This window comes from Kribbella sp. NPDC043289 (genome assembly GCF_056436705.1).
In genome coordinates, this window is the sequence record NZ_JBWKCB010000009.1 from 232,322 (window position 1) to 243,195 (window position 10,874).

The following is a 10,874-nucleotide window of genomic DNA, read 5'->3' on the forward strand; positions in this document are numbered from 1 at the left end:
GCCAGCTGCTGAGGGAGATCGGCAGCTCGACAGTACGTATACGTCCACTGTGTCGAGCCGCAGGCGTGGGCAAGGCGGGATTGGTCCCGTCCTCCCCGACAGGTCCTGTCGAGCTGCCGACCTCTCTGTGCCCCTTCGGTGTGTTTAGGTCCTCTTTGGTTTGATCGGCGGACCAAGTGAGGACTGAATGAAGCATCGGCGGTTGAAGCTCGGTAGTGCGGTTGTAGTGGGTCTGGGGCTGGTGGTCGGTGGGGTCGTGCATGTCGCGACTGCCGACGACAAGACGAGCGCGGACACTCCGCCGGCGACCGGGTCCGTCGCTCTCAGCCCCGAGGACATCGCGGCGGCGACCCCGCTGACACCGAGCGGCGCGCTGCAGCCGGCCGGCGCGCAGGCGCCTGCCCAACGCAAGACCGCGATGGCCCAGCCGCAGGCAGTGGCCGCGGCGGCCGCATCGGTGCCGGCGACCGGGAAGCTCGCGATCAAGGGCGTCTACCAGAGCACCAACTACTACTGCGTGCCCGCGTCGAGTGCGGTCAGCCTCGGGACGTTCGGCGTGAACGTCACCCAGCAGACGCTCGCGAAGCAGATGAAGACCACCACCTCAGGCACGTACGACAAGACCGCCCTGCCGGTGATCAACGGCTACATCAACCCGCTCGGGTACTCCGTCTGGGACGCCGACACCACCGGCAACGCGACCAATCTGCTGAACTGGGCCGCGCACGACATCGGCATTCTCAAGCGGGCACCGAAGATCGGCGTCTGGATGGAGAAGCTGCCCTGGAACAAGGGCATGAGCGGCCACTTCGGGCACGCGATCATGATCTACGGCTACGACCTGAACAAGAAGACGCTGACGGTCTGGGACCCGTGGAAGTCCACCGGCGGCACGCACACCATTTCCGCGGCGACGCTGAACGCGACGATGCAGCAGTACGGCCTGTCGTACGTGTCGGCGCACTCGGACGTGGACCTGACGAACGCCGGCGACCTGAGCGGTGACGGGCGCGACGACCTGGTCGCGGTCGACCGCCAGGACGGCACGCTGTACCGGTACACGAACAACGGCAACGGCGGCTTCGCCGGCGGTACGTCGGCCGTGAAGCTGAGCACCGGGTGGAACGCGATGACCGAGATCGCGCCCGTCGGCGACCTGACCGGAGACGGCAAGGCGGACCTCGTCGCGGTGGAGAAGTCCACCGGCAAGCTGTACCTGTTCCCGGGGCCGACGCCGTCGGGTTCGACCCGTAAGCTGATCGGCAACGGCGGCTGGAACGGGATGCGCGACATCATCGGGATCGGCAACATCCTCGGCGACGCACACCAGGACCTGGTCACGATCGAGAAGTCGACCGGCAAGCTCTGGGTCTACCCGGGGACCGCGAACGGGCTCGGGACGCGCAAGCAGATCGGCGCCGGCTGGACCAACCTGACCAAGCTCGCCGCCGTCGGTGACCTGTCCCGGGACGGCAAGCCCGACCTGGTCACCGTCGACCCGAAGACCGGCAAGCTCTGGCTCTACAAGGGCCCGAACTTCGCCGGCGGTACCGCTCGCGTCGAGATCGGCACCGGCGGCTGGAACGGGTACCGCTCGCTGACCGGCGTCGGCGACATCACCGGCGACAAGATCCCGGACGTGGTCACCGTCAACAACAGCACCGGCCAGATGTACTCGTACCCGGGCAAGGCGAGCGGCCTCGGCACCCGCACCACCCAAGGCTCGGGCTGGAACAGCTGAGTCAGGCCCAATCGACTTCCGTCGAGCGAAGCCAGGTCCAGGTACGCCGCTGCCACGCGGTGGACTGCCGACCGAGCCGACCGGCGTACTCGGGCCAATCGGTGGACGTCTGCTGTGACCACGCCTTCTCGGCGGCACCGGGAAGGCGTGGCAGCAGCATGAGTTCGAGGTCGTCGGAGCTGAGGATCGTCTCGCACCAGATCGCGGCCTCGACGCCGGCGAGTTGATCGGGAGAGGTGACCCCGGGCGTGTTCTCGACGGGGTCCCACGACAGGCCGTCGCGCAAGGTCGCCGGCCCGTAGAACTCCAGGCCGAGCCGTTTCCGCGCCTCCTCCTGAGCGGGATCGGACGACGCATCGCCGTGCGGACGGTCGAAGTACACCCAGGTCGTGGGTGAGGCGATCAGGCGCGCTCCGGCGGCCAGTGCCTTCGGGGCGTCACCCTTCGCCTTCTCGAAGTGCTCGACGATGATCGGCAGCAGATCCGCCGGTGGGGCCGGCCGGTCGCCGCTGTCCATCGCGTCGAGGTCGATGCTGATCCAGTACTGCGCCACGTCGTCCGGACCGATCGCGCCGCGGGCGATTTCCTGCCAGCCGACGACGCGCTTGCCGCGGGCCCGGACAAGTTCGGAGGCCTTGTCGACGAAGGCTGCGTGATCCTCGTCGGACATGCCCCACGCCTCGTCGCCGCCGATGTGCACGTACGCGCTCTGCGGAAACTGCGGGACGACCGCATCCAGCACATCCTCGACGAACGCCCACGTCTCCGGGCGGTCGGGCTCGAGCGCGTTGAGTGGGATGCTCGTCCCGTTGCCGAAGTCGATGGTGCGCAGCTCGGCCGGCGCCAGCTCCGGGTACGCCGTGAAGACCGCCGACGTATGCCCGGGCATGTCGATCTCCGGTACGACGGTCACGAACCGCTCGGCCGCGTACGCCACGAGCTCCGCCAGCTCGGCCTGCGTGTAGAACCCACCCGGCCGATCTCCGAGTGCCCCGGCCGCACCCACCTCGGTCAGTGCGGGGCGTTTCGGTACTTCGACCCGCCAGCCCTGGTCGTCGGTCAGGTGGAGGTGCAGCACGTTCAGCTTGTACAGCGACAGCATGTCGATGACGCGCCGTACCTCGTCGGGCCCGTGGAACGTGCGGACGACGTCGAACGAGAGACCGCGCCAGGCGAAGCGCGGTCCGTCGACGATCCGGGTGCTCGGGAGGACCGCCGTACCCTCCTGGAGGTGGGTCGAGATGAGCTGCCGCAGTGAGGTCAGACCGCGGTGGACCGCCTCGGGCGTCGGGCCCCAGACCCGGACGCCCGCGCTCGTGATCTCCAGACCGTGGCGCTCGTCCACGTCCGCACCGTCGGCTCGCAGACCGGCGGCGGGGGCAACATCCTCCACCGAGTCGATTGCCACGGTGATGCCCGAGTTGCCGGTGAACGCGAGGCCGGAGTCGACCTTGACGTCCTGGACGAAGCGGGCGGCGACGTCGGCGAGCTCCGGTACGGCGACGGCGACGCCTGCCGAAGCGGTCAGGGTGAAGGTGCTATCGCCGGGGACGGTCTTCGCGGGCGCGGGGATCACGGGAAGAGTCATGCGACGAGTTTGCGGCAATACAGGGCGTCTGGGGTACCACTCGAGCCCACGCGCGTCGTGAACGCGACCCCGGCGACGTACTCGTCGTCCGCGCACTGACCCTTGTAGTTGCCGTTGGCGAAGTCACCGCCAGCGCCGCTCCGGCTGTCGCCACGGTCGAACCAGACCGTCCTCCCGGTGGCGCTCAGCGTTTGCGACGTGCCGGCACACAGGACCGAGGACACGCGCGCACCGCGGACGCCGTACCCGATCAGGTAGGAGTTCGGAGCGCACTGGTACTTCGTGTAGCCGGAGGCCCAGTCGGGGGAGACATGGCTCTCGTCCTTCACCACCTCGTACGCGCCCGACCACACTGGTCCGCCCGAGCGGCACAGTCCGCGGTTGCCGGTGTGGCTGAGACCGACCAGCCGCAGCCCATCGGGGCACGCAGCCTTGCGCGCACCGTTGTCCCAGTCGCCCGCGCCGCGCATCCGGAGTGATTCGACGAAGTCACCGTGGTCCGGGCTGAGCATCTTCCACACTGTCGTCTCGGCGACCGGTCCGGTCTTGCTCGGTGCGTTCATCAGCCGGGTCCACGCGGACGCTCGCCAGTCGTCACCGTCGTACAGACCGATCCGCCGACCAGCGGTGTCCCAGGCCAGGAGCGCCCAGCCGTTGTCCGTGCCGGTGGTGTTGTGCCAGCCGACGACGGGCCAGTACGCGAAGTCGGCGTCGGTGCGGATCAGTTGGTCGACGAAGTGCTCGAACCACGCGCGCGGCAACGCGCCGGTCTCCTCGCGACCGCCGATGCCGAACTCGCTGATCCACAGGGGTGCGGTGAAATGACCTTCCTCACCGGTGACGAAGAACGCCTGCCGGTTCAGTTCGCTGATGAGTTCTTCGGGGGACAGATCGCGGTACCGCGGGTCGTGGGTCTCGCCCGTCCCGGTCGCACCGCTGTGTCGTGGACCGGTGTAGTCGTAGAAGTGCGCGGAGTACACGAGCTTGTCGGAGGCGACGAGCGTGTGCGAGAGGTTCCGGGCGGGTGTCAGCGTCGGGCGGTCGTGGGGGAGACCGTCGGCCGGGATGCCGGTCCAGTTGATGCCCTCGACAACGATCAGCAGGTTCGGGTTCGCCTCGGTGAGGATCCGGTCGCCGAGGTGCTGGGAGGCGGCGAACCAGTCGTGCTGGTCGCCGAGTCCCCAGTTCGGGTCGTCCAGGAGATCCCGGCGTACCTCGTTGTAGAGGTCGGCGCCGACGACGCGTGGGTTGGTCTTGTAGCGGTTGACGATGAACAGCCAGTCGTTCTCCCAGGTCTCGGTCGACTGGCTCGCGTTCCAGCGTTCGTTGCCGTCCAGGCCGCAGCACCAGCGGGTGGTGTTGGTGTGATTGTTCAGGATGACCGCGAAACCGGCGTCGGTGAGTTGCTGTACGACGACGTCGTACACCTGCAGCGGGGTCTTGCCGCGCAGGCTCGGGTTGGCGGCGACGGAGGCGTCGGTGACCGGGGTGGTGTCGTGGATCATCTCGTTCGAGAACTGCAGGCGGATGCTGTTCAGGCCGAGTTCGGCGAAGCCGGAGATGATGCCGGCGATCGGCGCGCGGTCCAGGCCGAGCGGCATCCGGTTGCTGTTCTCGCCGGCGTGGTGGTTGGCGTTGTCGGACTGGTCACCGGAGCCGTTCCACGTACCGCTCGCGCCGTGCCAGTTGCCGGACTTGAGGCGGAAACGGTTGCCGTTCGCATCGACGACGTACCGGCCGCGGGTGCTCAACGGTGGAGTCCAGCCGCTGACCAAGGGAACCGTTGGGGGATCTGCCGCGGCCGTCGCGGGGACGGTGGGGGTGATCAGGGCGGCGAGCAGGACGATGACTGCAGACGGGGCGATTCTGCGCATACCCCGATCGTCCCGGCTCCTGTCCGATGCCGCCAGCACCGGCGGCGCGGCGGATCTCCAGGCCATCACAATCCTGGGCTGCGCGTGTGTTCCCGCCTGTGGGGTGGGGGATCGGCGGATTGTGATGGCCTGGAGAGACGGTGACTACTTCGTACGGTGTTGTGCGACCAATTGCTTCAGGTAAAGGGCGCTGGCCTTGGGTGTGCGCTTCTGGGTGTCGTAGTCGACGCGGACGATCCCGAAGCGCTTGACGTAGCCGTAGGCCCATTCGAAGTTGTCCATCAGCGACCACGCGAGATAGCCGCGGATGTCGGCGCCTTGGGCAATGGCATCGGCGACCGCGCCGAGGTGTGAGGTGAAGTAGTCGGTGCGGCCGGTGTCCTCGACGTACCCGTTCTCGTCGGGCACGTCCTCGAAGGCGGAGCCGTTCTCCGTGATCACCATCGGGAGGCCGGGGTAGTCGCGGGCGATGCCGACCAGCAGGTCGGTGAAGCCCTCGGGCACGATCTCCCAGTCCATCGCGGTGCGCGGTTTGCCGAGCGGTATGTCGCGACTCACCGGCAGACCGTCCGCGCCGACGGTGCTGCCGTCCTCGGCGTACCCGGTGAACTTCTGGCTGAAGTAGTAGTTCACCCCGAGGACGTCGATCGGCGCCGAGATGATCTCCAGGTCACCGTCCTGGATCGGCAGTTCGACACCCTCGCGCGCGAGATCCGCGACGACGTCGGCCGGGTAGTGCCCGTGGACGAGCGGGTCGAGGTAGAGCCGCCGGCCCATCCCGTCCGCCCGGCGCGCGGCGTCGACATCCGGCGCGGCGTCCGAGGCCGGGTACGCCGTCGCGACGTTCAGCGTGATGCCGATGTCCAGCTTGCGCGGCGAGGCCTCGCGCATCTGCTGCGTCGCGAGCCCGTGTCCGAGCAGCAGGTGGTGCACAGCGGCGATGGCCTCCGGGTATTCCCGCCGGCCCGGTGCGTGTGCGCCGTACGCGTAGCCGAGCATCGCCGAGCACCACGGCTCGTTCAGCGTGGTCCAGGTGTCGACCCGGTCCTTCAGCGCGTCGAACACCAGCATCGAGTACTCCGCGAAGCGGTACGCCGTGTCGCGCACCGGCCAGCCGCCCGCGTCCTCGAGCTCCTGCGGCAGGTCCCAGTGGTACAGCGTCACCCACGGGTCGATGCCCTGCGCAAGCAGCTCGTCGACCAGCCGGTCGTAGAACCCGAGGCCGGCCGGGTTCACCGGGCCCTTGCCGCGCGGCTGCACCCGCGGCCACGCCACCGAGAACCGGTACGTGTCCAGGCCGAGGTCCTTGATCAGCGCGACGTCGGCCGGCATCCGGTGGTAGTGGTCGCAGGCGATGTCGCCGACGTCACCGTTGTCGATCGCGCCCGGCACCCGGCAGTACGTGTCCCAGATCGACGGCGTCCGGCCGTCCTCGGCGATCGCGCCCTCGATCTGGTACGCCGAGGTCGCGACACCCCACCGGAATCCGGCGGGAAGTGCTGCGACAAGGTCTTCAGAGGTCATCGTCATCCTTCGAGTGTTCTGAGTCGGGGCACTAGGCAACGGGAACGCGGCCGGGGAGCCAGCACGCGACGGAGCGGTCGGGGTCGTTGCGTGCGGAGGGGATCCCGAGCACCGGAATGTCGACGGAGCACCGGTCGAACGCCTGCGGGCAGCGCGGGTGGAACGAGCACCCGGACGGCATGCCGCGCAGGTCCGGCGGCGAACCCGGGATCCCGGCCAGCTCGCGCCGTTCGCCGCGGAGTGCGGGGAAGGACTTGAGCAGACCCTCGCTGTAGGGATGCAGCGAGTCCGTGTAGAGGTCCTTCGACTGCGCCTCCTCGACGATCCGGCCGCCGTACATGATCGCGATCCGGTCGGAGAACTCGACCAGCAGCGACAGGTCGTGGGTGATGAACAGGACCGAGAATCCGAGCCGTTCGCGGAGCTCGACCAGTTGCGCGAGGATCTGCCGCTGCATGACCACGTCCAGCGCGGTGGTCGGCTCGTCCATGATGACCACCTGTGGCTCGAGGACGAGCGCCATCCCGATCATGACCCGTTGCCGCATCCCGCCCGACAACTGGTGCGGGTACGCGTCCATCCGGTCTGCGGAAATGCCGACGAGTTTCAGCATTTCCTGAGCCCGGGCGATCCGGGCCTGCGGTGACAGTTGCGGCTCGTGGGCCTTGATCACGTCGAGCATCTGGGTGGAGATCTTGTGCACCGGGTTCAGCGAGTTCATCGCACCCTGGAACACGATCGACGTCTCTGCCCAACGGAACGCGCGCAGTTCCGCGTCGGTCAGCGCCATCACGTCGTACGAGTCGCCCGACGGCGGGTGGTAGATCACCGAGCCGCCACTGATCACGCCGGGCGGCGGCAGCAGCCGCGTCACGCCGTACGCGAGGGTGGACTTCCCGCTGCCGCTCTCGCCGGCCAGGCCGAGCACCTCACCGCGGTGCAACGTCAGCGTGACGTCCCGAACCGCCTGCACGGCTTCAGAACCGAGGCCGTAGTCGACATGGAAGTTCTTGATCTCCAATACCGGCTGCTTCATGCGACCTCCTCCTCACGGCGGCGTACGACGGGAGTCGCCGGCGCGTCCTTCGCCGACAGCACCGGAGTGAAGCCGACCCGCATCCGGACGGTGTGGCCGTCCTTAGTCTTCACCCGGGTGTGCCCGCTGCTGCGCAACCGCGGGCTGACGAATTCGTCGATCCCGAAGTTCACCAGCGACAGCGCCGTCCCGAGCAGGGCGATCGCCAGACCGGCCGGGACGAACCACCACCAGGCGCCCTGGGCCAGCGCCTGCTGGCTCTGCGCCCAGAACAGGATCGTGCCCCAGTTCCATTCGGAGATCGTCGAGATGCCGATGAACGCCAGGGTGATCTCGGACATCACCGCGAAGATCACCGTGCCCACGAAACCGGAGGCGATGATCGCGGTCAGGTTCGGCATGATCTCGAAGGTGATCAGTCGCCAGGTGCTTTCACCGGTCGCCCGCGCGGCCTCGACGTAGTCCCGCCGGCGCAAGGACAACGTTTGCGCCCGCAGAACGCGCGCGCCCCAAGCCCACGACGTGAAACCGATGACCAGGGCAACCATCAGGTCACCGGCCGACGGGATCGTGGAGGCGACGATGATGATCAGCGGCAGCGCCGGAATCACCAGGAAAACGTTGGAGAGCGCCGACAGGCTGTCGTCCGCGGCGCCGCCGAGGAAACCCGCGCTGACTCCGATCAGGATCGACAGCGCGGTCGCGACCAGACCGGCCAGCAGCCCGACGAACATGACGCCGCGGGTGCCGACGAGTACCTGACTGAAGATGTCCTGCCCGAGATGCGTCGTACCGAACCAGTGCTTGCCGGACGGCGCCTGGATCAGGTCGCTGCTCCGGGCGCCCGGGTCGTACGGCGCGATCCACGGGCCGATGATCGCGATCAGGCAGAAGAACGCGAGCACGACCAGACCGGTCGCGGCCTTCGGGTTCGCGACGAAACGCAACCGGCGGCGCTTCGCTGGTGCGGCCGTCTCGGCGGGTGTCACCGCGGTGATGGTGGCGGTCATCAGCCCTCCTTCCGGGTACGCGGGTCGAGGAGCAGGTAGGCGACGTCGGCGAGCAGGTTGGCCACCAGGACCGACAGCGTGATCACCAGGAACACGCCCTGCATCAGCGGGTAGTCCTTGGCGCCGACCGCCTGGAACAGGTTGTAGCCGATGCCCGGGTAGGAAAAGACGATCTCCACCAGCAGCGTGCCTCCGACGATGAAGCCGAGCGACAGCGCGAAGCCGGAGACGTTCGGCAGCAGGGCGTTGCGGGCCGCGTAGCTGACCATCACCCGGCGTTCGGGCAGGCCCTTCGCGTGCGCGACGGTGATGTAGTCCTCCGAGGACACCGTCACCATCATGTTCCGCATGGTCAGGATCCAGCCGCTCACCGATGAGATCAGGATCGTGATCGCGGGCAGCAGGCTGTGCTGGATCGCGCTGCCGATGAACGTCCCGTTCAAGCTCGGCACCAGACCGGGCTCGTACCCGCCGGACGACGGGAAGAAGCTGCCCGGGCCGGCGAGCAGCGTGATCGCCAGCAGGCCGAGCCAGAAGTACGGGATCGACGACAGGAAGGTTGTTACCGGCAACAGACCGTCCATGATCGAGCCACGCCGCCAGCCGGCGAGTACGCCGAGCGACGTACCGATCATGAAGCTGGCGAAGGTGGTGATGCCGACCAGGGCGATCGTCCACGGCAGGCTCTGCTTCAGGATCTCCGACACCGGGGTCGGGAAGAACGTGAACGACAACCCGAGATCGCCGTGGAACACCTGGCCCCAGTAGTCGACGTACTGACTCCAGACCGACGCGTTCTTGTCCAGGCCGAAGAGCACGTAGAGCGAGTGGATCGCCTCGGTGCTCAGCTGACCTTGGTACTTCGCCATCAGCGAGGTGACCGGGTCGCCCGGGATCAACCGCGGGATGAAGAAGTTGATGGTCAGCGCGGCCCACGCGGTGAACACGTAGAACGCGATGCGCTGCAGGAGGAACTTCACTTCGTTGCCCCCTCTTCATAGAGCCAGCACGCGGCCCAGTGACCTGGCGTCGGCAACTCGAAGCGCGGCGGCAGGTCGGTCGAGCACTTCGGCATCGCGTGCACGCAGCGCGGGTTGAACCGGCAGCCGCTCGGCGGTGCGATCAGACTCGGCGGCTCGCCACCGGCCTGGTCCTCGGGCGCACCGAGCTGACCGAGACGATCCGGGTCGGGCGCGCTCTCGATCAGCAGCCGGGTGTACGGGTGCGCGGGGTTCTGCGTGACGGTCTCCGAATCGCCGCCTTCGACGAGACGGCCGGCGTACATCACCATCGTCTCGTCCGCGAAGTACCGCGCGGAGGCGATGTCGTGGGTGATGTACAGGATGGCGAGGTTCAGCCGCTCCTTCAGGTCCCGCAACAGGTTCAGTACGCCGAGGCGGATCGACACGTCGAGCATCGATACCGGCTCGTCGGCGAGCAGCGCCTCGGGATCGGCGCCGAGCGCGCGGGCAATCGAGACCCGTTGCCGCTGGCCACCGGACAACTCGTGCGGGAACTTGTCGAGGTAACGCTCCGGCGGGGTGAGCTGCACCTGCTCCAGCAGCGCGCGGAGGTTCTGCTCGAGATCGCCGTCCCGGCCGTGGATCTTCAGCGACCGGGTCAGGTGGTACCGCACGGTGTGCGTCGGGTTCAGCGAGGCGAACGGGTCCTGGAAGATCATCTGCACCTGGCGGCAGTACGCGCGGAACTTGCGGCCGCCGCGCACTGTCACGGACTCGCCGTGCAGGCGGATGTCGCCGGAGGTACGCCCGTACAACTGGGCGAGCAGCCGCGCGACCGTCGACTTGCCCGAGCCGGACTCGCCGACCAGCGCGGTCACCCGGCCGCGGCGCAACGTGATCCGGACGCCGTCGACCGCGTGCACCACCTTGTGGTCCCGACTGAACAGGTCGCGGATGCCCCGGCGTACCGGGAAGTGTTTAGTGAGGCCGTCGGCCTCCAGAACAACCTCGGTCTCGGTGACCGTCATGTGTCTCCCATCGCGGCACCGGGGGGGGGGGGGGGGGGGGAAAGGGGGGGGGGGGGGGGGGGGGGGGGTTTTTTCGCGGTCTATGTGGGGGGGGGGGGTGGGAGAGGGTGG

The 10,874-nt window shown here is 68.1% G+C and carries 8 protein-coding genes; 1 reads left to right on the forward strand and 7 read right to left on the reverse strand.

Features of this window, described 5'->3' with window-relative positions; genetic code table 11:
* Window positions 1-187: 187 nt before the first annotated feature.
* Window positions 188-1,741, forward strand: coding sequence for an FG-GAP-like repeat-containing protein (locus tag AC0662_RS37360; RefSeq protein WP_478306589.1), 1,554 nt, complete (start codon window positions 188-190; stop codon window positions 1,739-1,741).
* A 1-nt stretch (window position 1,742) separates the two neighbouring features.
* Here the strand turns inward: AC0662_RS37360 and AC0662_RS37365 are convergent, their stop codons facing one another.
* From AC0662_RS37365 to AC0662_RS37395, 7 genes are all read right to left on the reverse strand, one after another.
* Window positions 1,743-3,329 (reverse strand): beta-N-acetylhexosaminidase, encoded by a 1,587-nt coding sequence (locus AC0662_RS37365; RefSeq protein WP_478306591.1) that lies wholly within the window; start codon window positions 3,327-3,329, stop codon window positions 1,743-1,745.
* Window positions 3,326-5,203 carry a glycoside hydrolase family 5 protein gene (locus AC0662_RS37370; protein ID WP_478306593.1) on the reverse strand — a complete coding sequence of 626 codons (1,878 nt, stop codon included), beginning with the start codon at window positions 5,201-5,203 and terminating at the stop codon, window positions 3,326-3,328. The genes AC0662_RS37365 and AC0662_RS37370 overlap by 4 nt, the downstream gene beginning before the upstream one ends.
* A gap of 144 nt (window positions 5,204-5,347) precedes the next feature.
* Window positions 5,348-6,727, reverse strand: a complete 1,380-nt coding sequence (locus tag AC0662_RS37375) for a GH1 family beta-glucosidase (protein WP_478306595.1) — start codon at window positions 6,725-6,727, stop codon at window positions 5,348-5,350.
* Between the two features lie 31 nt (window positions 6,728-6,758).
* Complete coding sequence (locus AC0662_RS37380) at window positions 6,759-7,763, reverse strand: ABC transporter ATP-binding protein (protein WP_478306597.1); 1,005 nt, start codon at window positions 7,761-7,763, stop codon at window positions 6,759-6,761.
* Window positions 7,760-8,773: an ABC transporter permease gene (locus AC0662_RS37385; protein WP_452202018.1), complete on the reverse strand. Its 1,014-nt coding sequence runs from the start codon at window positions 8,771-8,773 to the stop codon at window positions 7,760-7,762. The genes AC0662_RS37380 and AC0662_RS37385 overlap by 4 nt, the downstream gene beginning before the upstream one ends.
* Window positions 8,773-9,753 (reverse strand): ABC transporter permease, encoded by a 981-nt coding sequence (locus AC0662_RS37390; protein WP_452202020.1) that lies wholly within the window; start codon window positions 9,751-9,753, stop codon window positions 8,773-8,775. Before AC0662_RS37390 ends, AC0662_RS37385 begins: the two co-directional genes overlap by 1 nt.
* Entirely contained in the window at window positions 9,750-10,763 is a 1,014-nt protein-coding gene (locus AC0662_RS37395; RefSeq protein WP_452202022.1) for an ABC transporter ATP-binding protein, read from the reverse strand. Before AC0662_RS37395 ends, AC0662_RS37390 begins: the two co-directional genes overlap by 4 nt.
* Between the last annotated feature and the right edge of the window lie 111 nt (window positions 10,764-10,874).

What these genes read in the sequence shown, in the direction of transcription:
- AC0662_RS37370 (WP_478306593.1), bottom strand. Translation starts at nt 5,203, where the DNA reads ATGCGCAGAATCGCCCCGTCTGCAGTCATCGTCCTGCTCGCCGCCCTG.
- AC0662_RS37375 (WP_478306595.1), bottom strand. Translation starts at nt 6,727, where the DNA reads ATGACCTCTGAAGACCTTGTCGCAGCACTTCCCGCCGGATTCCGGTGG.
- AC0662_RS37385 (WP_452202018.1), bottom strand. Translation starts at nt 8,773, where the DNA reads ATGACCGCCACCATCACCGCGGTGACACCCGCCGAGACGGCCGCACCA.
- AC0662_RS37365 (WP_478306591.1), bottom strand. Translation starts at nt 3,329, where the DNA reads ATGACTCTTCCCGTGATCCCCGCGCCCGCGAAGACCGTCCCCGGCGAT.
- AC0662_RS37395 (WP_452202022.1), bottom strand. Translation starts at nt 10,763, where the DNA reads ATGACGGTCACCGAGACCGAGGTTGTTCTGGAGGCCGACGGCCTCACT.
- AC0662_RS37380 (WP_478306597.1), bottom strand. Translation starts at nt 7,763, where the DNA reads ATGAAGCAGCCGGTATTGGAGATCAAGAACTTCCATGTCGACTACGGC.
- AC0662_RS37360 (WP_478306589.1), top strand. Translation starts at nt 188, where the DNA reads ATGAAGCATCGGCGGTTGAAGCTCGGTAGTGCGGTTGTAGTGGGTCTG.